The 21,933-nt window shown below is 59.9% G+C and carries 18 protein-coding genes; 16 read left to right on the top strand and 2 right to left on the bottom strand.

The annotated features are described in order from the left end of the window. The first annotated feature begins 69 nt into the window (after positions 1–69). From J2T60_RS08845 to J2T60_RS08830, 4 genes are all read left to right on the top strand, one after another. Complete coding sequence (locus tag J2T60_RS08845) at positions 70–1,356, top strand: amidohydrolase family protein (RefSeq protein ID WP_253448576.1); 1,287 nt, start codon at positions 70–72, stop codon at positions 1,354–1,356. 2 nt (positions 1,357–1,358) lie between these two features. Continuing rightward, positions 1,359–2,561: an amidohydrolase family protein gene (locus J2T60_RS08840; RefSeq protein ID WP_253448573.1), complete on the top strand. Its 1,203-nt coding sequence runs from the start codon at positions 1,359–1,361 to the stop codon at positions 2,559–2,561. Positions 2,562–2,649: 88 nt separating this feature from the next. Then, complete coding sequence (locus J2T60_RS08835; RefSeq protein ID WP_253448570.1) at positions 2,650–3,834, top strand: MFS transporter; 1,185 nt, start codon at positions 2,650–2,652, stop codon at positions 3,832–3,834. A 206-nt stretch (positions 3,835–4,040) separates the two neighbouring features. Beyond that, positions 4,041–5,282 (top strand): GGDEF domain-containing protein, encoded by a 1,242-nt coding sequence (locus J2T60_RS08830; RefSeq protein WP_253448567.1) that lies wholly within the window; start codon positions 4,041–4,043, stop codon positions 5,280–5,282. Here J2T60_RS08830 and J2T60_RS08825 read toward each other — a convergent pair whose 3' ends face one another. After that, positions 5,283–5,690, bottom strand: a complete 408-nt coding sequence (locus tag J2T60_RS08825; protein WP_253448564.1) for an arginine repressor — start codon at positions 5,688–5,690, stop codon at positions 5,283–5,285. It lies immediately after the preceding gene. Between the two features lie 145 nt (positions 5,691–5,835). On the opposite strand from J2T60_RS08825, the gene J2T60_RS08820 reads away from it, so the two are divergent. The 11 genes from J2T60_RS08820 (at position 5,836) to J2T60_RS08770 (ending at position 19,195) form a co-directional block, all read left to right on the top strand. Beyond that, positions 5,836–7,035, top strand: a complete 1,200-nt coding sequence (locus J2T60_RS08820; protein WP_253448562.1) for an aspartate aminotransferase family protein — start codon at positions 5,836–5,838, stop codon at positions 7,033–7,035. Continuing rightward, positions 7,032–8,075 (top strand): N-acetylornithine carbamoyltransferase, encoded by a 1,044-nt coding sequence (locus J2T60_RS08815; RefSeq protein WP_253448559.1) that lies wholly within the window; start codon positions 7,032–7,034, stop codon positions 8,073–8,075. The genes J2T60_RS08820 and J2T60_RS08815 overlap by 4 nt, the downstream gene beginning before the upstream one ends. Then, positions 8,072–9,034 carry an acetylglutamate kinase gene (gene argB / locus J2T60_RS08810; RefSeq protein ID WP_253448556.1) on the top strand — a complete coding sequence of 321 codons (963 nt, stop codon included), beginning with the start codon at positions 8,072–8,074 and terminating at the stop codon, positions 9,032–9,034. Before J2T60_RS08815 ends, argB begins: the two co-directional genes overlap by 4 nt. Next, complete coding sequence (locus J2T60_RS08805) at positions 9,024–10,430, top strand: argininosuccinate lyase (RefSeq protein WP_253448553.1); 1,407 nt, start codon at positions 9,024–9,026, stop codon at positions 10,428–10,430. The genes argB and J2T60_RS08805 overlap by 11 nt, the downstream gene beginning before the upstream one ends. Continuing rightward, complete coding sequence (gene argG, locus J2T60_RS08800; protein ID WP_253448550.1) at positions 10,423–11,679, top strand: argininosuccinate synthase; 1,257 nt, start codon at positions 10,423–10,425, stop codon at positions 11,677–11,679. Before J2T60_RS08805 ends, argG begins: the two co-directional genes overlap by 8 nt. Next, complete coding sequence (locus J2T60_RS08795) at positions 11,679–12,740, top strand: hypothetical protein (RefSeq protein ID WP_445376057.1); 1,062 nt, start codon at positions 11,679–11,681, stop codon at positions 12,738–12,740. The genes argG and J2T60_RS08795 overlap by 1 nt, the downstream gene beginning before the upstream one ends. 573 nt (positions 12,741–13,313) lie before the next feature. Next, a complete protein-coding gene (gene argC, locus J2T60_RS08790) occupies positions 13,314–14,375 on the top strand; it encodes an N-acetyl-gamma-glutamyl-phosphate reductase (protein WP_253448544.1) in 1,062 nt (353 codons plus the stop codon). Positions 14,376–14,474: 99 nt separating this feature from the next. Next, the gene (locus J2T60_RS08785) at positions 14,475–16,025 is read left to right on the top strand and encodes an AbgT family transporter (RefSeq protein WP_253448541.1); all 1,551 of its coding nucleotides are present in this window, start codon (positions 14,475–14,477) and stop codon (positions 16,023–16,025) included. Positions 16,026–16,341: 316 nt separating this feature from the next. Then, positions 16,342–17,382 carry a hypothetical protein gene (locus tag J2T60_RS08780; RefSeq protein WP_253448538.1) on the top strand — a complete coding sequence of 347 codons (1,041 nt, stop codon included), beginning with the start codon at positions 16,342–16,344 and terminating at the stop codon, positions 17,380–17,382. Positions 17,383–17,512: 130 nt separating this feature from the next. Then, positions 17,513–18,607: an Lcl C-terminal domain-containing protein gene (locus tag J2T60_RS08775; protein ID WP_253448535.1), complete on the top strand. Its 1,095-nt coding sequence runs from the start codon at positions 17,513–17,515 to the stop codon at positions 18,605–18,607. A 15-nt stretch (positions 18,608–18,622) separates the two neighbouring features. Further along, positions 18,623–19,195 carry an Lcl C-terminal domain-containing protein gene (locus tag J2T60_RS08770; RefSeq protein ID WP_253448532.1) on the top strand — a complete coding sequence of 191 codons (573 nt, stop codon included), beginning with the start codon at positions 18,623–18,625 and terminating at the stop codon, positions 19,193–19,195. A gap of 24 nt (positions 19,196–19,219) precedes the next feature. Here the strand turns inward: J2T60_RS08770 and J2T60_RS08765 are convergent, their stop codons facing one another. Further along, the gene (locus J2T60_RS08765) at positions 19,220–20,494 is read right to left on the bottom strand and encodes a HipA domain-containing protein (protein WP_253448529.1); all 1,275 of its coding nucleotides are present in this window, start codon (positions 20,492–20,494) and stop codon (positions 19,220–19,222) included. Between the two features lie 185 nt (positions 20,495–20,679). Between J2T60_RS08765 and J2T60_RS08760 the strand changes: the two genes are divergently transcribed. Next, on the top strand, positions 20,680–21,879 hold the full coding sequence (locus tag J2T60_RS08760; RefSeq protein ID WP_253448526.1) for a GGDEF domain-containing protein: 1,200 nt from the start codon (positions 20,680–20,682) through the stop codon (positions 21,877–21,879). Positions 21,880–21,933 lie beyond the last annotated feature (54 nt).

The following is a 21,933-nucleotide window of genomic DNA, read 5'->3' as shown; positions in this document are numbered from 1 at the left end:
TGCTATGGTCAGCACTTCCGTCTTTCATCCACCGCTTTTGCGGTGGGTGGCTTGCCAGGAGAGAAGATCATGAGGAAGTGCTTGTTGCTGGTGACTTGCATGTTGATGTCGGCATGCAGTGCCTATGCCGAGCCCCAAGCGTTTACCGGGGCCAAGATCTATCCGGTATCCGGCCCGGTGATTGAAGACGGCGTGTTGTTGATCGACCAAGGTCGCATCCAGGCCGTGGGCGCCGTGGATGAGGTTCGTATTCCGGACGACGCCCGGGTGACCGATGTCACCGGCAAGGTCATCATGCCGGGGCTGGTGGATACCCATTCCCATCTGGGGAATGTGGATGGTGGGGATCGCTCCAATGCCATGCACCCGGGAGTCCGCGCCCTGGACTCGGTCAATGTAAAGGCGGACAGTTTCCGCCGGGCCATGGCGGGGGGGATCACCACGGTCAATGTCATGCCCGGCTCAGGTCACCTGATGAGTGGGCAAACCCTTTATCTTAAGCTGCGTGCCGATCCCAAAACCGTAGATGACTGGTTGTTCTGTGATGATCCCATTCGGGATGTCTGTGGCGGCATGAAGATGGCCAACGGCACCAACCCCATCCGGGACAATGCCGGCCCCTTCCCCGGAACCCGAGCCAAGTCCGCCGAACTGGTGCGTTCCCTGTTCAACCAGGCCCGGGACTATGAGCATCGCCGCGATCGTGCCGACGACGGCGAAGTGGATCGGGATCTGGGCATGGAGGCGCTGTTGCAGATCCTCTCGGGTGAGCGAACCGTGCACTTCCACACCCATCGGCATGACGACATCATCACCGCCCTGAGAATGGGCGAGGAGTTCGGTTTCACACCGGTCTTGCATCATGTGAGCGAAGGTTGGCGGGTGCCGGAGCAGATTGCCGAGGCCGGTGCCAAGGCCTCCATCATCATGGTGGATTCCCCCGGCGGTAAGCATGAAGCGGTGAATCTGCTCTGGAAGACGGCCCCGGCCCTGGAAGAGGCCGGCGTGGATACGGGCTTCCATACCGATGATTACATCACCGACTCCCGGCTCTTTTTGCGTTCCGGCGGTCTCGGCGTACGCGCCGGCATGAGTCGGGAAGGGGCCATCGAGGGGCTGACCCTGGCCGGTGCCCGCATTCTGGGCATGGAAGACCGGATCGGTTCCCTGGAATCCGGCAAGGATGCCGACTTCATCATCCTCAGCGACGATCCCCTCTCGGTCTATACCCATGTGGAAGAGACCTGGGTGGAGGGCCAGCGTGTCTTTGACCGGGATGATCCGGAACAGCGTGAATGGGCCACCGGCGGTTATGAAATCTTCCGCGGTGAAGCCGGCCACAGTCATGGAGAATGAACATGCGATGTGTTGATAAACGATTTTTCTGGGCAGCTTGCCTGCTGCTGTTGGCCGGCAAGCTTCAGGCGGATATTGCCATTCATGGGGAGACGGTCTTCCCGGTGAGCGGTGACCCCATTGAGGACGGCGTGGTACTGGTGGCGGATGGTCGCATCCAGGCCATTGGCCCGGCATCAGAAGTGGAGGTTCCCGATGGCTATGAGCGCCACGAAGCAGCGGTGGTCACGCCGGGGTTGATTGATGCCCGCAGCGTGGTGGGCCTGGCCGGCATGTATAACGTGCCCGCGGATCAGGATCAGCTGGATACCACTGCTCCCATCCAGGCGGGGTTGCGGGCCCTGGATGCCTACAATGTGGATGAAGGTCTGGTGGAATGGTTGCGTTCCTTGGGCGTGACCACCCTGCACACCGGCCCGGCCCCCGGTGCCCTGGTCTCCGGCCAGACCATGCTGGTGCGTACCAGCGGCAATACCGTTCAGGATGCCTCCATCCGTGATGTGGCCGGGGTCAGCATGACCCTGGGTGCCGGCATCGCCCGGCATTTCGAATCCCCCGGTACCCGCTCCAAGGGCGTGGCCATGATCCGCCAGGCCTTTGAAGATGCCCGGGCCTATGGCCGCCAGGACCCGGATGAACGCAGCACCGATCTGGGCAAACAGGCCTTGTTGGATGCCCTGAATGGCGATTTGCCCGTCTTTATCCACGCCAATACCGCCACCGATATCATCACCGCCCTGCGACTGGCCGAGGAGTTCGATCTCGAGTTGGTGCTGGAAGGGGCGGCGGATGTGTACCGGGTGCTGGACCGGGTCAAGGCCGCCGATGTGCCGGTCCTGCTTCACCCCACCATGACCCGGGCCGGCGGAGAATCCCGCAACGCCGCCTTTGATACCGCCGCCCGTCTGCAGGAAGCCGGCATCCCCTTCGCCATTCAAGGGGGCTATGAGGCCTATGTGCCCAAGGCCCGTTCGGTCCTGTTCGAAGCGGCCATTGCCGCCGCCAATGGCCTGGGACGGGACAATGCCCTGGCCGCCATCACCCTGGGCCCGGCCCGTATCCTGGATATGGATGATGAGCGGGGCAGCCTGGAGACCGGCAAACGGGCCGATATCGTGTTGTTTGACGGTGATCCCTTTGAATACGCCAGCCGTGTCTGCAAGGTCTTCAATGGCGGCGAGCTGGTCTCGGAGGAATGTCTTTAATCGATTGCAGAGACTGATTGGACACCATGGACTCGAGGGACAGGGAGGTCTTTCGAGATGACATGAAGGGTGCAGGGAGTCATTGCCAATGATCGCCAGACGCTCGGGCCGGCCCCTCTTCATCATTGTGCTGGCCCAGTTCTTCGGCACCTCCCTTTGGTTTACCCCCAATGCGGTGATTCACTCCCTGACCCAGGATTGGGCGGTGGATGCCACCGCCTTGGCCCATCTCACCAGTGCCGTGCAACTGGGTTTTATCAGCGGCACCCTTTTGTTTGCCCTCAGTGGCCTGGCCGATCGTTGGCCGGCCAGTCGCATCTTTTTTGTCTGTGCCCTGGCCGGTGCCGGCTTCAATGCTCTGTTTGCCTTCTCGGGGGCGTTGGAACCGGCCTTGCTCTGGCGCTTTCTCACCGGCTTTTCCCTGGCCGGTATCTATCCCCTGGGCATGAAAATGGTGGCGGCCTGGGCGCCGGAACGAAAGGGGTTGGCTCTGGGCTGGCTGGTGGGCATGCTGACCCTGGGCACGGCATTCCCCCACCTGGTGAATGCCCTGGGTGTGAACTGGCCCTGGCAGGGTGTAGTGATGGTCTCCTCGGTGCTGGCGGTGGCGGCCGGTCTGATGATCTTTCGCTTGGGGGATGGCCCCCACTTGCCGGCCCGGGGACGCTTTGACTGGGGCGGTGTGGTGACGGCCTTTCGCCATGCCCGCTTTCGGGCGGCGGTGTTTGGCTATTTCGGGCATATGTGGGAACTGTATGCCGTCTGGGCGCTGGCCCCGCTGCTCATGGCCGCCGCTTTCGCTGAGGGCGGAAGCAGTGCATCCGCCTCCCTGGCCGCCTTTGTCTTTATCGCCTCCGGCACCATCGGCTGCATTGCCGGCGGTTTCCTGAGCCGCCGATTCGGCAGTGCCCGGGTAGCAGTGGTGGCCCTGTCGATTTCCGGCGCCTTCTGTCTTGCCTGGCCCTGGCTGGCGATATTGCCCTCATGGCTTTTGTTGCCCCTGCTATTGCTCTGGGGCATGGCGGTGGTGGCCGATTCTCCCCAGTTCTCGGCCCTGGCCGCGGAAGCCGCACCCCGGGCATCGGTGGGTAGTGCCCTGGCAGTGATGAACAGTATGGGTTTCCTGTTGACGGTATTTGCCATCGAACTGACCACCGCTTGGTGGCCGGTATGGGGACATTCGGTGATCTGGGTGTTGCTGATCGGGCCGGTGTTGGGGCTTCTGGCAATGAGACCCTTTTTCAGTCGGAGGCCGGCGTCGGCACAAGACTGACTTGCAGATGCCTCCCCGCTGGGTTAAACAGAGTCGAGACATTACGAAAGTAGATTCGTAATGGCTGGCAAGCGCCGGCCTTCCAGATCACCAGGACATGCCGGACAAATTGAATCGAGGTAATGCTGAAACCCCTTGAACAATGGCTTAAACGCTTCGGACCAACGATCTATAGCGTTTATTCGCCACTCCTTTTGAGCCTTGCGTTGTTGACACTTATTCTCTTTCGGGAAGAATTGCTCAGCGCGTTTGGTTCATTCACCAGCTTCCAGCTTGTGCTGGTTTTTGCCTTGTGCCTGGGCATATTGCTGCTAGGTTTCCCCTCCTCGCGATTGGGTTATGTCTCTTTTGATCGCATTACCCAGGCCGGTTTGATCTGGTTGGTGGGTCCGGTTGGTTCGGCCGTTTTCAATGGCTTGGCCTCTCTGGTGTTTCCCTTCTATATCCGCAAGCGGACGGGTCAGAATCGGAGAGAAGCCCTGTTTCGGGCCATGCATAATGTGGGCATGATCATTTTCGTGATCATGGCGGGTGGTTGGGCCTTTAGCATGAGCGGGGGCGCGTACCCGGTTCGGTCCCTGGAACCAGGGATTCTGCTGCCTGTTGCCGCTACCATCCTGGCCATGCAATTGGCCAATGGTTTTTTCGTTCGTGTTCGCTATGCCTTGACCCATGCCCGTGTCGCCGAGCCGGTAGATTGGTTTGCCAATACCCTGGAACCGGCGGCGGCCCTGATTGGTTTGCTCACCGTGGTCATCGCGGTGAATACCGATCAAGTGACGACTCTGTCTTATCTCTTTGTCTTGTTGGCGTTGATGTTCACGGTCAAATGGCTTAGTGACAGTCGCCAGCGACTGGAAGAAAAGGTGCGGGAACGTACGGCCCATATCGCCGCCCAGAACGAACGTCTGGAACGGGCCCAGGCCCGTCAACAGGAACTGGTTTCCGCCCTGGATCGCTTGAGCCGGGAAGATGCCCTCACCGGCTTGTTCAATCGCCGGCATATTGACGACTTTCTGAAACAGGAGAAAGGTCGAGTGGATCGTTACGGGGGCACTCTGAGCGTGGCCCTATTGGATCTGGATCATTTCAAGCAGATCAATGACCAGCATTCCCATCAAGTAGGCGACGAGGTTCTGCAGGAAGCTGCCCGGATACTGCAGGAATCGGCCCGGGAAAGTGATGTGATAGCCCGTTACGGAGGCGAGGAGTTTTTGTTGGTCTTGTCCAATACGGATTTGTCCGGTGCCCAGGCGGTGGTGGAACGTATCCGACGGGCCATTGCGGAATCACCATGGGAAAAGATTCAGGCAGGGGTTCGATTAACCGTCAGTGGTGGCGTGGCCGAACTGGAAGTCGGAGGCAGTCTGGACAAGCTGCTCAGCTTGGCCGACCAACGTCTCTACGAGGCCAAGCAGGCCGGCCGAAACCGTATTATTGCCGCCTGATCACGATCGTCCGAAGACATCCAATACCCGTTCCCGCAAGGTCTCCAGGGAAACCCCCGCGTCGCAGGCAATGAAAATAGTATCGTCACCCGCCACAGTGCCGGCCATGCCGGCCGGCTGCCGTTTGTCCAAGTGCAGGGCCAGCATCTGGCCATGGCCCGGGTCGGTTTTCAGCACGATGAGATTTGGTGGTACCAGCGCGAGATCAATGCGTGGCAGCACGGCCACCGGCTCCTGCGTCACCCGATAACGGCCGTTCTGCTTACGGATGGAGAGCTTACCGAGGTGCCGGGACAAGGTGGGCTGGGTCAGTTCAAAGCCCTGCTCAGCCAATCGCTCAAGGAGGGTGGCCTGGTCGCGAATGGCTTCCGCTTCGATGATGGTCAGAATCGCCTGGTCGATATCCATTTGCATTGAATCCGCATATTCAAGTGAATATGCGCATATTATCAGGTTTACTCCGAATAATCTCGGTAATTTTTGGATATTCGGTTGAATATATGCATTTCTGGGCGCATGATATACGCACAGTTCATCTCGTGCGAGGTTCATCATGTCGGCCCAGGCCGCAGTATCAGATACATCCGCCGCGTCATCGGCCCTGCTGGCCACCTATCCGGCCTTTCCCTTTGCCATTGAATCGGGGCAGGGCGAGCGGATCGAGGCACAAGGCGGCCGGTCCTATCTGGATCTGTATGGCGGTCACTGCGTGGCCCTGACCGGTCATGCCCACCCCGCGGTGGTCTCGGCCGTCAATGAGCAGATGCAGACCCTACCGTTTTACTCCATGGCCGCTCGTTTGCCGATTCGGGACCAGGCCGCCCAGGGCCTGGCCAATTTTGCCCCGGCGGGGCTTGATCGGGTCTTTTTCTGCAACAGCGGGGCGGAGGCCAATGAAAATGCCCTGCGCCTGGCTGCCGTGATCACCGGTCGTTCCCGTTTTCTCGCCTTTGACGGGGCCTTTCACGGCCGCAGCCAGCTGGCTCTGTCGGTGTCGGATGTGCCGGGCCTGCATGCCCGGGCCCCGCAGCTTCAGGCCCCGGTGGATCGCCTGCCTTTCGGTGACATGGCCGCCCTGGAAGCGGCCGATCTGGATGCGGTGGCGGCGGTCATCGTCGAGCCCATCCAGTCCATGGCCGGGGTCCGGGGTGCCGCCACAGCCTGGTTTCAGGCCCTGCGCCAGCGCTGTGACGCGGCCGGCACCCTGTTGATTTTTGATGAGATCCAGACCGGCATGGGCCGCCTGGGCACCCCCTTCGCAGCGGATCTGCACGGGGTCACGCCGGATTTATTGACCACCGCCAAGGGCCTGGCGTCCGGTTTTCCCATGGCCGCACTACTGATGCGCCAGCCGGTGGCCGATGCCTTGGAACCGGGGGATCTGGGCAGCACCTTCGGCGGTGGGCCCGCCGCCTGTGCCGCCTTGCAGGCCACCCTGGCGGTGATTGAGCAGGAACAGCTCATGACTCAGGCCCGTTCTGCTGAGTCGGCCCTGCGCCGGGGCCTGGCCGGTAGCGTGGTCCGCCAGGTTCGGGGCGTGGGCTTGTTGCTGGGCCTGGATGCCGGGGACCAAGCGCCCGCGCTTAAGGATTGGCTGCTGGCTCAGGGCATTCTGGTGGGGGCTTCCAAGGACCCGGCCGTGCTGCGTTTGATGCCGCCCCTTAATCTTTCCCCCCAGGCGATTTCCACCTTCATTGCCGCAGTCCATGGCTTTTCCGGGACTGGCCCGGGCAAGGAGGACGTCTCGTCATGAAGCACTTGACCCATATGGAGGACCTTGGCGTCGCCGGGCTCCAACAAGTCATCCGCCAGGCATTGAGCTGGAAGCAAGCCGATCCCGGCAAGCATCTGGCCGATGCCCTGCTGGGCATGCTGTTCTTCAATCCTTCATTGCGGACCCGCGCTTCCTTCGAGGCGGTGATGGCACGTGGTGGTGGCAGCTCCCTGGTGCTGGAATCCGGCAAGGGCGCCTGGGCCATGGAGCATCGCGACGGTATCCCCATGGATGGCGACCGGCCCGAGCATGTCCGCGAAGCCGCCCCCGTCCTGTCCCGCTATGTGGACCTGCTGGCGGTGCGCAGCTTCGCCGCGCTTGAAGATGACGCCCAAGACGAGGCTGATCCCATGATGCGGGCCTTTCGGGCCCATGCCACGGTGCCGCTGATCAGCATGGAATCGGCCCGGGAGCATCTCTGCCAGGGTCTTGCGGATGTCCTCACCCTGGCGGAGCGCTTCGGCGGGCCGGACGGCGACCTCAAGGGCCAGCCGGTGACCCTGAGCTGGGCCCCCCATAGGAAACCCCTGCCCAAGGCGGTGCCCAATTCCTTTCTGCTCAGTGCGGCGGCCGCCGGTTGCGAGGTGCGTTTGGCCCATCCCCCGGGCTTCGAATTGCCGGCCGCCGTGATGCAGCAGGCCGACGATCTCGCTGCCCAAAGCGGTGGCTCGGTGTATGTCAGTCATGACCAGTCCGCAGCGGTGGCGGGCAGCCGGGCCGTTTATGCCAAGGCCTGGGGCCCGGTCTTGCCCTGCGCGGGGGATGCCCCGGCCATGATGCAGGCCCATCCCGACTGGCAGGTCGATTCCCGGCTGATGGCCAAGGCCGCCGGGGATGCCTGTTTCATGCACTGCCTGCCGGTCCGCCGGGATCTGGAAGTGGCCGCCGAATTGCTGGACAGCCCGGCCAGTGCCGTGGTGGACCAGGCCGAGAATCGTTTCCATGTCCAGCGGGTGCTGGTGGACATGGCCCTCAAATCATTTAAGCAAACCAGTAATCAATCATGGAGTGTGGCATGAGTCCTCATCTCAATCCCTGGCGGACTTTGCGGTCGGCCGCGCGTTATGTGCATCAATTCCGGGACCAGATATTTGTCATCAAACTGGGTGGCGAGCTGCTGGATGGGGCCGAACAACGTCGACGGATTGCCGAGCAGCTGGCCGTGCTCTGGCAGTTCTCCATTCCCCTGGTGATCGTTCACGGCGGCGGGGGTGACCTGGATCGTCTTTGTCACAGCCAGGGCGTGGCGGTGGAAAAAAAGGCCGGGCGTCGCATCACCAGCCCCGAAGTGCTGGAAGCCGCCAAGATGCGTTTCGTCGGTAGCACACAGACCAATCTGCTGGCCGACTTGCGATCCGCCGGGCTGTCTCCGGTGGGCTTATCTGGCGTGGACGCGGGTCTGGTCACGGCCGAGAAACGCCCGCCGGTGCCCATCGACGGGGAAAACGTGGATTTCGGTGAAGTGGGCGATATCACCACGATTCGTCCTGCCATCATCCACCAGCTGTTAGCGGCCGGGCACCTGCCGGTGATTGCCCCCTTGACCGCCGATGACGATGGCCGGGTCTTCAACACCAATGCCGATACACTCGCCGCCTCATTGGCCGCGAGCCTCAAGGCGGAAAAACTGTTCTATCTGCTGGAAACCGCGGGCCTGCTGTCGGACATCAATGATCCGGCCAGTCTGCTGACCGAGGCCGACCCTGAGACCTTGAAGAACATGATCGCCGACGGGGCCATTCAGGGCGGCATGCAGCCCAAGGCGGAATCGGTGATCCAGGCCCTGGCCGGTGGCGTGGCCCGGGTGCATCTGGTTTCCGGCCTGGATCCGGACGCCCTCCTGGAAGAGGTTTTCACCAATGAGGGCAGCGGGACCATGGTTCATCAGTCCAACGGGATTCATCAAACCACCGCATTTGAAAATGAGGACAGCAAAGGGTCCGCGCTGGATCAGGAGGCGGTGGCCCATGTCGGCTGAACAGGCAAGCAAGATGAAACAGAATGCTGGGGCCGATCTCCTCTGGGCCAAGGGTCTGCCGCTGGACCGGGCCATCCACGATTTCACCGTGGATGAAGACCCCTTGCTGGACCCGGCCCTGCTGCCCTGGGATGTGGTGGGCAGTACCGCCCATGTGCGCATGCTGGTCCATGCCGGGTTGATGTCGACGGCGGATGGCGATGCCCTGTGCCGGGGGCTGGCTGAACTCTATCCCCGCACATTGGCCGGGGAGCTACCCATTCGCCCGGACCAGGAAGACGGACACACCGCCCTGGAACAGGCCCTGATTCAGCAGGCCGGGCCGGTGGGCCGCCGCGTGCATCTGGGGCGCTCGCGCAATGACCAGGTGATCCTGGCCTTTCGGCTTTATCTCCGGAATGCCGTACTTACCCTCGGGGAGCAGATTGCCGAGCTGGCCGGGGCCTTCACTGAGTTCGCCGGTCGCCACCTGGAGCAGCCCCTGCCGGGTTATACCCATATGCGTCGGGCCATGCCCTCCAGCGTGGGCCAGTGGGCCCTGAGCTTTGCCGAGGGCCTGAATGAAGAGCTGGAGGCCCTGGACGGGGTCTGGCGGCGGCTGGACCGCTGCCCCCTGGGGGCGGCCGCCGGTTTCGGTGTGCCCTTGGCCATCGACCGGGAATACACCGCCCGCCTGCTGGGCTTTCGCAAGGTGCAGCGCAATCCGGTGGATGTGAACAACAGCCGGGGCCGGCATGAACTGGCCCTGTTGAACTGGCTGTCCTCGGTGGCCGGGGTGCTGGAGAAATACCTCTGGGATCTGGCCCTGTTCACTACCGAGGAATACGGCTTCATGCAGCTGCCGGATGCCTTTACCACCGGCTCTTCCATCATGCCCCAGAAGCGCAACCCGGATGTGGTGGAACTGGCCCGGGGCCGTTGCCGTGAGCTCAAGGGCCTGGCCGCCGAGCTGGCCCATCTCACCGGCGGCCTGCCCTCCAGCTATCACCGGGATTCCCAGCTGATCAAGGCGCCGGTATTGCGGGCGGTGGACCGGGCCCAGGGCCTGTTCACGGTCATGGCCCGCTTGGTGCCGGCGGTACGGGTTCACAGCGAGTGCCTGGATGCCGCCTGTGAGGACGAACTCTACGCCGCCCATGAGGCTTGTCGCCGGGCCGCGGACGGCCTGGCCTTTCGGGATGCCTATGGCGAGGTGGCCGCCGAGATCCTGGGTGAGCGTTTCGCCCCCGATCGCCATGCCCTGTCCGCCACCCATACCGGCGGGGTGGGGCGAACCGGCATCTGCGCCTGCGAGGCGGAGATCGCCGGGCGACGGGAATGGCTGACGCGCCTGCGCAGCCGGGTGGATGACCGCATCAATGCACTCTGGATAGAAACGGATTCAAAACATGAGTAACAAGCAGACCAAAACCCACAAGGGTGACATCGTCCTGGCCTTCTCCGGTGGCCTGGACACCAGCTACTGCGCCGTCTGGCTACAAGAACAGGGCTGGGCCGTGCATACCGTGACCGTGGATACCGGTGGCTTCGATACGGCTGAACTGGCCGACATCGAGGCCTCGGCCAAGCGTGCCGGGGTGGCCGGCCATACCGTGATCGATGCCCGGCCCGCCCTGTTTGATCGCTTCCTGCGCTTTCTCATCTACGGCAATGTGCTCCGGGGCGATACCTATCCCCTGTGCGTCTCCGCCGAGCGGGTTTGCCAGGCCGAGGCCGTGGCCGAGCATGCCCTGGCCCTGGGGGCCAAGGCCCTGGCCCACGGTTCCACCGGCGCGGGCAATGACCAGATTCGTTTCGATGTGGCCTTCCAGGCCCTGGCGCCGGATTTGCCGATCATTACCCCCATTCGGGATCAGGGCCTGTCCCGTCAGCAGGAGGTGGACTACCTGGCCGGGCAGGGGATCCACGTCCCCGAATCCACCGGTACCTATTCGGTGAACCAAGGACTCTGGGGCACCACGGTGGGCGGCCGGGAGACCCTGGACAGCTGGCCGGAGCTGCCGGAGGCGGCTTATCCCGGCGGCCGGCCCAAGGCAGGGCCGGAGGAATCCCGGGATATCACCCTGAGCTTTGAGCAGGGCGTCCCCGTGGCCCTGGATGGCGAATCCCTGGCGCCAGTGGCCTTGATTGAATCGGTGGCGGCCCTGGCCGGGCATTTCGGCATCGGCCGGGGCGTGCACCTGGGCGATACCATTCTCGGCATCAAGGGCCGGGTGGGTTTCGAGGCCGGCGCCGCCGCCCTCCTGATTCCCGCCCATCGGGAACTGGAAAAACTGGTGCTGTCCGGCAAGCAGCTGTTCTGGAAATCCCAGCTGGGGGACCTCTACGGCAGCCTGATCCATGAAGGCCAGGCCTATGACCCTCTGGTCAAGGATCTGGAAGCGTTTTTGAGCAGCAGCCAGCAAAGGGTGACGGGCGAGGTACGCCTGCGTCTGCAACCGCGCGCCGTCACCGTGTTGGGCCAGCGCTCCCCCCATTCCCTCATGGATGCCAATACCGCCGCCTATGGTGAGGCCAATCATCTCTGGAGCGGCGATGATGCCCGGGGCTTTGCCCGAGTCTTCGGTGTCGCCCAGCGCCTGTCCGCTACACAAGCTCAGAACGCCAAGCCGGGTCATGAGCAGGACAAGGACGAGGTGGCGTGATGAGAATCCAGGTGGACAAGATCGCCTCGGTCACCCGCAACATGGGTCTGGACAAGCGCCTGACCCTGTCGGCCCAGATCGAAGCCAAACCGGGAGCGGTGATCGCCGCCCGGGTGCTCAATGACAAGAACAGTTACAACATCCTGGAGGATGTCTTTGGCCGCCTGAACCAGGTCAACAGCGGCGATGTCATCGTCGGCGCCCTGGGCCATCGTAATGCCCTGCACGGCTATGAAGGCATCATGCCCCAAAAGGTCAGCGCCGGGGATACCCTTCAGCTGCTGAACCTGGGTGGGGTAATCGGCGAATGCGTCTCCCACAACCCTGAAGTGGGCCCGCCCTTTGAGCTTGAAGTGCTGGGCCAGGTGATGGTCTATCCCGAGTTCCAGTCCCGCCGGGGCGTGCCGGCCCGGGTTGCGGACCATGCTGTGGCCGCCGGTGCCGCGCTCCCCGACTGCCCGGTGATCTATGTGGCGGGCACCTGCATGAATTCCGGCAAGACCGCCGCCGCCACCCGCCTGATCAAGGGCCTGCGCCAGTCCGGCCTGAAAGTGGCGGGTTGCAAGCTCACCGGCATTTCCGCCCTGCGGGATATCCTGGAGATGCGGGATTACGGCGCCGAGTGGGTGATGGATTTCACCGACGCCGGTGCGGTGGGTACCGATACCGACAATGCCGCGGCCCTGAGCCACCATGTCTTCTCTGCCCTGGGCCGTCATCGCCCGGATGTGATCGTGGCGGAGACGGGTGACGGCATCATGGGGGAGTACGGGGTGCAATCCATTCTGGCCGATCCCCGGCTCAAGGCTCTGAATGGCGCCTTCATCTTTTGTGCCAATGATCCGGTTGGTGTGGCCGGTGGGGTGGCGGCCTTGCGTTCGGAGTTCGATATTCCGGTGGATGTAATCACTGGGCCGGCCACGGACAATGCGGTGGGTCTGCGCTTTATCCGGGATGGCCTCGGCATCCCGGCCCACAATGCCCGCCGAGACGGGGAGGGTTTGCTGGCCCATGTCCAGTCCCTCTTGAGCACTTGGCCGACGCAGCGTGCTTCGGCCTGAACATGTCTATAATCGTGATTACACTCAAACATACTCAATCACGGTGACGTTGGATGATTGAGGACATGATGAAGCTATCGATGTGGCCAGCCCCAGGGATGGGTCCATGCGTCCCTGGACAGTTCCACCCTGTACTCGAGCCGTGAAGTTTAAACAGAAACCAACATCCTCAGCTGGCTATGGCTAGCATGGCCGGTGAGCCGCCTAATGGAACAGAGCCTTAATTTTCCCAGTGGGAACACTGAACAATATTTAGAGCTGCTGCGTGCCAGCGCTTTGTCAGATCCGATTGTTTTCGGGCGAGTTGAGTTTAGCCAGCCGATAGAAATGGGTGTCTTTCAGAGCTTCACGGCTCGATCACATGGTGGGATGTTCCAGGGACGCTGTGAATCCATCCCTGAGACGCTCTGTGCGCGACATCCCTGTCGCGCACAGCCCTGGAACATCCCACCATGCGCTCAATCCTCCAGAATGAAAGTTGTGTGGGAGTGAGCTGGCTTCGGCTTCGATGAGTGGGCCGAGATAGAAGGTGCGGGTTGCAGTGCATAGGCCGGCAAGGCACAGAGGAAAGCTATGAACGACAGTATTGAACCGAAAACGGTAACGGCATTAATCCTGGGTGCCGCCGGCTACGGGGGTGGGGAACTGCTGCGTCTGCTCCACGCCCACCCGGCGGTGGGCGATGTTCAGGCCGTCTCCGCCTCCCATGCCGATCAACCCTGGCATGCCGCCCATCCCCGTTTAAGGGGCTTCGTACCGGGTGTCTTCAATGCACGTCCCGATTTTGAGGCCCTGGCCTTGGCCGAGCACCTGGTCATCTTCTCCGCCCAGCCCAATGGACGACTGGCCGGGCAATGGCCTGATCTTCAGGCACAATTGCTGGACCACGGCCTGTATGAAAAAAGTCGGGTGATTGATTTGTCCGGTGACTTTAGGCTGACCGATCCTGCCGAGTATCAGGCCGCCTATGGACAGGCCCATCCCTGTCCGGAATGGTTGGATCAATGGGAATATGGTCTGAGTGAGCACAGGGGAGAAGAGCTGGCCGGTGCCAAGCTGATCAGTAACCCGGGTTGTTTTGCCACCGCCATTCAGCTGGCCTTGAAACCCCTGCTTAGTTTGGGCGTGCCGGATTGGGTCTCCATCAATGGGGTGACCGGCTCCTCCGGCTCCGGGGTGCATCCTTCGGCCAACACCCATCATCCGGAACGGGCCAACGACTTTCGTGCCTATAAGGTCCTGGCCCATCAACATGAAGCCGAGGTCCGCGCGGCCCTGTCCAATGGCCAGCGGCCCTTGCCCACTCTGGCCTTCGTGCCTCACTCGGCCCCCATGACCCGGGGTATCTTCATCACCCTGCAGGCGCGGCTGCCCGACCTCACTCGGGACGAGTTGTTGCAGGGCTATGAATGGTATTACGGCAAGGCACCCTTTATTCGTTTATCGGAATCCTCGCCGCGGATCCATGCCGTGGTGGGCAGCAATGCCTGTGACATCGGCTTGCAGGTGCATGAAGGCCAGGTGGTGGTGATGGCGGCCCTGGATAATCTCATCAAGGGCATGGCTGGCCAGGCGGTGCAGAACATGAATCTCAGCCTCGGCCTGCCCGAATCCAGCGGTCTGGGTCTGCTGTAGCGTTGGGTTCAGGCCGGCGGATGCGCGGGCCCCCAATTTGTCCTACTATGCGCCCCTTTGCCTGGACGATTCCGTCCCGACGACGCAGGGGAGAAAGGCATGGGCAAGGGTGCGGGTGAGCGCGGCCAATCCTTCGGCCAGTGGGTGGAACGGGTAGGGCGGAAGATTCCCGATCCAGTCATTATCTTCATGGTGCTGTTGCCGGTGGCCATCCTGCTGGCCATGTTCATGGGTGGGCATGAGTTCCAGTCCATGGGGGCTGGTGGTGAGATGGTGACCTACTCCATCAAGGGCATGCACGAAGCCGAGCATGTGCGCTGGCTATTCGACAATGCCCTGGTGGAAAACTGGCTGGCCTTCGGCAACGGGGTGCTGGGGGTGATTCTGGTGGTGATGCTGGCCATCGGCATCGCCGAGCATTCTGGTTTGTTTGCGGCCCTGATCAAGCGTGTCGGCCTGCACCTACCCACCAAGTGGCTGCCCCTGCTGTTGATCTTTCTCGGCATCACCAGCTCGGTGGCCACTGATGCGGGCTACCTGGTTCTGATTCCCCTGGCCGGGCTCCTGTATGCCGGTATCGGCCAGAACCCCCTCATTGGCATGGCCGCTGCCTTCGCCGGTGTCTCCGCCGGTTTCAGTGCCAACCTGATTCCGGGCACACCGGTGGATGTGATCATCGGCATGAATGCCCAGGTCTTTGCCGAGTCACAGGGCGTGCCCTTTGAAAATGCCGCCGGCGATACCCTGCGACCGGCCACCATGCATTACTACTTCATTGCGGTCTCCACCTTTGTCCTGGCGGGTGTGGGGGCCTGGGTCACCCATCGCTGGGTCAAGCCGAGGCTGGACAAGCAAAGCTGGGTGGTGCCGGAGGAAATCAACTTCGAGGAATTCGCCCTCAGTGATGCCGAGCGGCGGGGGCTTCGCTGGTCCGGTGTGGGTGTGCTGGTGGCCCTGGCGATTATTGTCGGCCTGTCCCTTGGCCCCTTGGGGCCCTATGTGGATGCGGACGGCAATGAACAGCTGCCGTTTCTGAACAACATCATTATTCTGATTTCTTTCTTCTTTGCCATTGTGGGCTGCTTTTTCGGTTTTGCCGCCGGCAAGTTCCAGCGCACCTGGGATGTGGTCCAGGCCATGGTGGCCCAGATGAATACCCTGGGCTATGTGATGGTGCTCACCTTCTTCTGCTACAACTTCCTGGGCGTGTTGACCTATAGCGGATTGGGGGCCTGGATTACCTATCTGGGTTCCCAGGGGCTGCTGGCCCTGGGCGTGCAGGAGTTCCCCATCTTGCTGATTATCGGTTTCATCTTCACCACGGCGATTATCAATATCTTCGTGGGCGGCCTCACATCCAAGTGGATGCTGCTGGGGCCGATCTTCATCCCCATGCTTTACTACGTGAACTCGGACATGACCCCGGACCTGGTGGCCGCAGCCTACCGGGTGGCGGACTCCTCAACCAATATCATCACACCCATGATGACCTATGCCGGTGTGATCCTGGCCTTTATGCGCAAGTACAAGCCGGAGATGGGGTTCGGGGACATGCTCATCATCATGATTCCCTACTCTCTGGCCTTCATGACCATATGGACGGCCTTGCTGGTGGGCTTTTTCGTATTGGGCATTCCCCTGGGTTTCTAAATGTGACGCTTTATCAGGGCGTTGGAAGTATTTTCAAGGCGACAACTTGAAATACGACGTCTCATCGTTACTGGCTTGCCGGGAAAGGTAGGTTCAGGGTTCGTCTGGAACGGCCTTTTCCCTGATTGATTGCATATTGGGCGTGAGCGTTTTTCTGTTTCTGCCTTATGTAAATTGTATTGATTCTAAACTGCATTTGCCTATTGACAGAGAATTTAGGGGGGGGTAATACTTTTCTCAGCGACCCTCATATGAGGATCGCATTAAAGGAGTAGAGAGAGTTGATTAGGATATGAATGAAGATGGGAGGTAGGTTGTGAAAAAGGGAGTTATGATCACTTTTGCAACTCTAGTATCCGCAGGTTCTTTACTGAGTTCCGGTCCGGGGGTCGCACAAGAACTAGAGAACCAGGAAAAGCACGAAGAAAAAGCAATTAACGAGGATGTTAATTTAACAGGTGGAGGAGCATGGGGATGGATAATCGCAGCTATCTTGGATGCCGTGGAGAGCGCTGTTCAAGATGAGATTGATTCGTTAATCAGTGATGCCCTGTTTGGCAGTGATGGCCCGAATGTTGTCCACCTTAGCCAGCAAAGTCTCGATGAGATATCGACGATTGTGGATGATTCGAATTTTGAGGTCGAAAGGCAAAACTTTATTACCAAATTTGAGGCGCTCAAAACTGATATTGATGACTACCATGATGGCGCATCACTTGCAAACCCCTATTATGACTTTAATCTCTTGGAAACGATGCGTTCTAGGTCCGCTGAGTTGGTAAGCCACCACCTGTTTAGGGAGGAGTATAACGCTGCTAATTTCCTCAGTGCAGGTGTTTATTCGGCTGCGGCCGCTAAAAGAGCATCAATTTTGACCGAGCGCGTATTGCATGGCAAAAATAGCCCGGAACATCTTTCGGCGGAAACGGATTATCTTGCTGGCGAGTTAGCTGTATTAGGTGCTGAGGCAGACCAGTTTATCTTGCAAAATGTTTGGGTGCAGGTTCCTTCTGCTGGTCAATGTGATCTTGACCCGCTGTCTCGCGATGAGCGAGAAGACGCTTCAGCAGCAGAGGTCTCTAATAGTCGGGACTTTTCATCTGTTCAGTTAAAAGGTCTTAGCTATATAAAAGATCAACAGGCTAATCCAGAGTCTACCTTGAATTCACCGTGTTATTTTACGGCATTTGATTCCATTCAAGGGCGTCACGAGTCATATTATATTCCCTTGCATGGGTATTCAGGATCCCATCGATTGGCTACCCACCAGCGAAATGACTGGGCAGATGAGTACCGTGATCTCTTTAAGGGCGGTTCGGATTATCACGAAACGATTCAATATCTTGAAAATCTTTGATTAGGGTCTGGTGACGCCTGGGCGGGCTAGATTTTTTCCTTGGCACGCCTAGGCGTTTTTCGTAGCCTTCTGGTTCAGAAAATCCGTTTTCCTATATGTTGGCACAAGCTATATGACGATGATTAGACGCATGGCTATTCTGGCCTCATTTTTTGTGACCTTGTCAGGATGTTTCGCATCTGATGAGGAAGTTGATGACCTTGAGGCTCAGCTTCGGACTATGGATTCCTCTGTACTTGTGGACTGGAGCCACATTGAAGGGGCTACGTATAGCCTTTATCTGACTGAAATTGGAAGTGATCAGAGTCCTGAGGCAGGGGAGTATACGTATTATGGGGTTACGCCCCCCTATGACGTTGAAGGGCTTGAGAATTTTGTCGGATACGAGGTTGTTCTGTCGGCATATGGTCCACTGGGGGAGACACTTTATGAAGAGCGTCTTATGGCCCAACCAGAGCCCCCCTTTGAGCCGCTAGGGAAGAGCAATGATACGGGTGTTGTTAGGTGCATTTCTTCGGATGGGAGCTGGGTGGACTGTGATGATGCCGATATCTCCGGTCAGGACGCAGAGCATGGCCGGGATTCGGAAAGTCGATCCGGCGACTTGGAAAAACGGGGTGCCGGGAATGCAGGGTTCGACTTTACCAAGATATCGAGACATGGTGCCACGTTGCCGGATGAGGCGATGGAGTGGTCCTGTGTCAGGGATAATGTGACCGGCCTTGTTTGGGAGGCAAAATCCTTTGATATCGAAAAGTTAAATGCTTATGGCCACCTTTATACATGGTATGAGAGTGATTATTCGGTCAATGGGGGTCATCCCGGGACAAAAGGTGAGGATCGAGACACAAAGATTTGTCCCTTTGAGCGGTGTGACACGGCCTATTATATATCTCTTATGGAGAGTGAAGATTTTTGTGGCCAGAGTGGCTGGCGTTTGCCGGAGCGACGTGAGTACCTTAGTGTTATTGATTATGGTCGTGATTACGAAAGTTCCGAGGCAGGGCAAACTGTAAAAATTGATGTTGAATACTTTTATGTTTCAGATTTGCCAAGAAGGTACGGTGTGTTCACTACAGGTTATTGGACGGCGAATAGCGTACGAGTTGATCATGAATTGACGAACCCGGAGGCATGGGTGTTCTCTGAGAGAACCGGATATATTATGCCGGATTTCAAGTCAGTTCCCCAGGAAATTAGGCTGGTTACGGAATGGGAAGATTAGAGGTCAAGGAGGCTGATGATGGATCCGCGTGTGGGATATCTTGCCGTATCTCTATTGACTTTTTCTGCTGTGAATGCGTTGCATGCATCGGTTACCCAAGACTGCTCGGCTCATATGCCACGTTCTACGCCTAACGAGTCTTTTGAGCTGGTACAAGGAGGCATGGCGGTGCACAAGGAAACGGGTCTGAAATGGGCTCGCTGCCTTGTTGGTCAGGAGTGGGAGGATGGTAGTTGCGTTGGCTCTCCTAAAGTGGTCCGTTTCTTCCCGCAGGCGGCGGACGTTGCAGAGGACAGTAATTACGGTGGTTACGAGGATTGGCGTGTCCCGAATATCAAAGAGCTGGAAAGTATTCTGGAGTATGCTTGCAGGGACCCGGCCTTTAATCTGGAGGTGTTTGATGCCCAGCCTGCGCAGTCAGTGCTCTGGTCTTCAACGCCCAATGAGACAGGGGATGGAGAGATGAATATCTGGACCATCGATGCCAGGACGAACATCGTCGGGAATATGCCTATGGATATCCGCCCCTATAGCGGTTACCCAGAGTATCATTTTACACATGTACGGTTGGTCCGCGATCCAGAGTAAGGCGCCATACAGGATCGATGCTATTCATCCACCAATGCGTTCAAGACGGTCTGTGACTTGTCTGCCCTGGCCCGCGGCCAGCTTGCGGAAGTCGAAACTGAGCTTTTGCTCATTGGACAGGCGTTGCCAGTAGTCGGCGGCCAGGCGGGCGGCTGAGCGCCAGCGCTCCAGGGCGCCGCCGCTGGGCAGGGGCGGCTCGGGCAGGACATCCGGTATCCGGCCATCCGCCGACGGTGCCGCGGCCATGGGCAGCATGTCGAAAACCGGGGCCAGGTTGAGCTTGTCGTCTTCCTGGGGGAAGAAGGCCAGGTTGTCCCCGCCCTGGTCATCATTGCCGATCAGGGCCGCGAATTCCGCCAGCCAGGCGATGGTCTCGGCATCGCTGTTATCCAGTCGCGCCGCCCGCCGCAAGGCGGTGGCCGATTGCCGCCAGTCGTCTGGGTCCACGCCCTTGCCCCGCAGATGGGCCAGGCGGATCACGGCCCGCCGTCCCAGCCGTTCCACCCGGTCGAAGCGGGGCAGGCAGAGAAAACGATAGCCTTCGGCATCAATCAAGCGGGCCGGGCTGGCGTCGATACCCTGTTTGCGCAGCATCTCCAGGGCAACGGCTTCGGCGACCAGCAGATCGGCCCGGCGTTGTGCCACCGGATCACTGTCCAGCGGGGTGAACTTGGCCAGGATTTGATGGTTCTCCATCCAGGCAGTGAATTTGGGCCATTGCCCGCCCAGCAGGCCGCTGGGCCATTGCCCGGATTCAACCGCTCTGGCAAGGGCCGGGAGCTCATCCATGCCCCGCGCTGACGGATCCAGGGCCAGGAATCGGGCCAGGGCGGCTTCACCAATGATCAGATTGCCCGGCAGGTCTTCGCCCCGCTCACTCAGCAGACGTAGTAGGCTGGCTTCATCCGGCCGTTCGGAATGGTCCAGCGCTTGGGCCATATAGCCCGCCGGCCAGCAGTCGGCAATCTCCGGGGGCAGGCCGGTTCCGATGCGCAGATGACCGTCATCGCTTTCCCAGGCCCATTCGGCCGGCTCCAGGGCCCGTAGCCGGGCATGGGGATGGGCCCGGCCATGTTCGTCCACCCGCGCCACCGGAATGCTTTCAGGCAGACCCGGCAGCGGCCGGGGAATGGCATAGCGAATGCGCCGGGTCTGGCCCAGGCGCAGGATCTCTCCTTCCGTCTCCCGCATCAGGCGGGAGAGGGTGGGGCGGCTTATGTTCAATGCCTTCTGAACGGTGGCGGAGGACAGCGGCCCTTGCTCGGCGAGCAGAGCGTGGAGCTTTTCGTGGCGTGACATCGCGGTTGTCTGCGTCCAAGGTTGTGAAACAAATGCAGGAATGAAAAACCGCGCTGATTAAAGCGGACAAAACCTTGGGGGTCAAGTCGGACACGAAGATGAAAGCCCGTTTTTCGTCGCGCCAGGTCCCCAGGACATCTATCCTGGGATGAGTGTTGACGATCTTAATGTGGGAGTTGTGGCGGATGGGGAAATGGCGTGGATGGGACAAGCTTGTCGAGCGAAGCCCCTGGCATCAATGGCTGAAAAGCCATTTCCCCTCGCCCTATCAAGTCTACGCTTTCACTCTGCGTTTCAGGGACCCGGAACTGGAAAGGGGCTTTTCCCGTAGTTTTGAACTCAACCCCCTGCTGCTGGGACGCTTGGCCCTGTTTGTCGGGGCGCTTGCCTACGCCCTTTTTGGCCTGATGGAAGATGTCTGGATAGGGAGCCAGCAGCCTTTTCTTTGGTGGTTGCGTTTCGGGGTGGGCATTCCGATTATCGCCCTGGCTTTCGGTTTGACCTTTCTGCCGGGAATCCGGCGATACACGGACTGGATTCTGGCTATTGTCATCCAGCTTATCGGGCTTTCCCTGATCGCCATGATTTTCACCACCCAGGCGGCTGATACCCGGCCCTATGAATCGGTCTTCTATCTGCTGGGCCTGGTCTTGCTGTTGATCTTCAATTTTGTGGGCTTTCGCATGCGGGTATGGGTGGCTGCCCTGAGTGGCTCCGTGGTGATTGCCAACTTCGTTCTGGTGGGGTTGTTCTGGGGCTATGAAGAGCCTTATTTCACCTCCATGGGCAGCATGTATCTGCTCACCGCCATGGTGCCCTTGCTGTTCGGGACCACCATCTCCGAATTTTTCGCCCGCAAGCATTTCGTGGATTCCTTGAATCTGGAACATCAGGCCCGTACGGATGTGTTGACTGGCCTGGCCAATCGGCGGGCGTTCATGGAGCGCTTGCAGCAGGAGTACGCCCGTTACCAGCGTTATGGCACGCCCTTTGCCGTTGCCTTACTGGATGCGGATTATTTCAAGCAGGTGAATGACCGTTATGGCCACGATGCCGGCGATGCGGCCCTAAAGGCCCTTGGGCGAATTATGTCTGAGCATTGCCGGGAGACCGATCTGCTGGGTCGCCTGGGTGGTGAGGAATTCGGGCTGTTGATGTCCCAGACGGAAGGCCGGTGCGCCCGTCAAGCCTGTGAACGATTGCGGGCCGGCGTTGCGGAACAGCGATTTCACCTGCCGGACGGCAAGGAGATTGCCATGACCATCAGCCTGGGGATGAGTGTGGTTCGGCGGGATGATGGCGGTATTGATGCGGTCCTGAAGCGGGCTGATACGGCCATGTATGCTGCCAAATCCAGCGGCCGGAATCGGGTGCGTATGGACTAGCCGCCCACGAGGTCGCCGAAGTTCCGGGTGAATGGCCTTGGCCCCGCACCCCGG

Source organism: Natronospira proteinivora (assembly GCF_024170465.1).
GTDB classification, from domain to species: Bacteria; Pseudomonadota; Gammaproteobacteria; order Natronospirales; family Natronospiraceae; genus Natronospira; species Natronospira proteinivora.
This window is presented reverse-complemented; position numbering and strand designations above follow the sequence as displayed.

Bases quoted from the DNA above. Each gene is read 5' to 3' on its own strand.
- J2T60_RS08820 (WP_253448562.1), top strand. From the start codon at position 5,836: ATGTCGGCCCAGGCCGCAGTATCAGATACATCCGCCGCGTCATCGGCC.
- argC (WP_253448544.1), top strand. From the start codon at position 13,314: ATGAACGACAGTATTGAACCGAAAACGGTAACGGCATTAATCCTGGGT.
- J2T60_RS08785 (WP_253448541.1), top strand. From the start codon at position 14,475: ATGGGCAAGGGTGCGGGTGAGCGCGGCCAATCCTTCGGCCAGTGGGTG.
- argB (WP_253448556.1), top strand. From the start codon at position 8,072: ATGAGTCCTCATCTCAATCCCTGGCGGACTTTGCGGTCGGCCGCGCGT.
- J2T60_RS08765 (WP_253448529.1), bottom strand. From the start codon at position 20,494: ATGTCACGCCACGAAAAGCTCCACGCTCTGCTCGCCGAGCAAGGGCCG.
- J2T60_RS08835 (WP_253448570.1), top strand. From the start codon at position 2,650: ATGATCGCCAGACGCTCGGGCCGGCCCCTCTTCATCATTGTGCTGGCC.
- J2T60_RS08770 (WP_253448532.1), top strand. From the start codon at position 18,623: ATGATGGATCCGCGTGTGGGATATCTTGCCGTATCTCTATTGACTTTT.
- J2T60_RS08775 (WP_253448535.1), top strand. From the start codon at position 17,513: ATGGCTATTCTGGCCTCATTTTTTGTGACCTTGTCAGGATGTTTCGCA.
- J2T60_RS08760 (WP_253448526.1), top strand. From the start codon at position 20,680: ATGGGGAAATGGCGTGGATGGGACAAGCTTGTCGAGCGAAGCCCCTGG.
- J2T60_RS08805 (WP_253448553.1), top strand. From the start codon at position 9,024: ATGTCGGCTGAACAGGCAAGCAAGATGAAACAGAATGCTGGGGCCGAT.
- J2T60_RS08825 (WP_253448564.1), bottom strand. From the start codon at position 5,690: ATGGATATCGACCAGGCGATTCTGACCATCATCGAAGCGGAAGCCATT.
- argG (WP_253448550.1), top strand. From the start codon at position 10,423: ATGAGTAACAAGCAGACCAAAACCCACAAGGGTGACATCGTCCTGGCC.
- J2T60_RS08840 (WP_253448573.1), top strand. From the start codon at position 1,359: ATGCGATGTGTTGATAAACGATTTTTCTGGGCAGCTTGCCTGCTGCTG.
- J2T60_RS08795 (WP_445376057.1), top strand. From the start codon at position 11,679: ATGAGAATCCAGGTGGACAAGATCGCCTCGGTCACCCGCAACATGGGT.
- J2T60_RS08845 (WP_253448576.1), top strand. From the start codon at position 70: ATGAGGAAGTGCTTGTTGCTGGTGACTTGCATGTTGATGTCGGCATGC.
- J2T60_RS08815 (WP_253448559.1), top strand. From the start codon at position 7,032: ATGAAGCACTTGACCCATATGGAGGACCTTGGCGTCGCCGGGCTCCAA.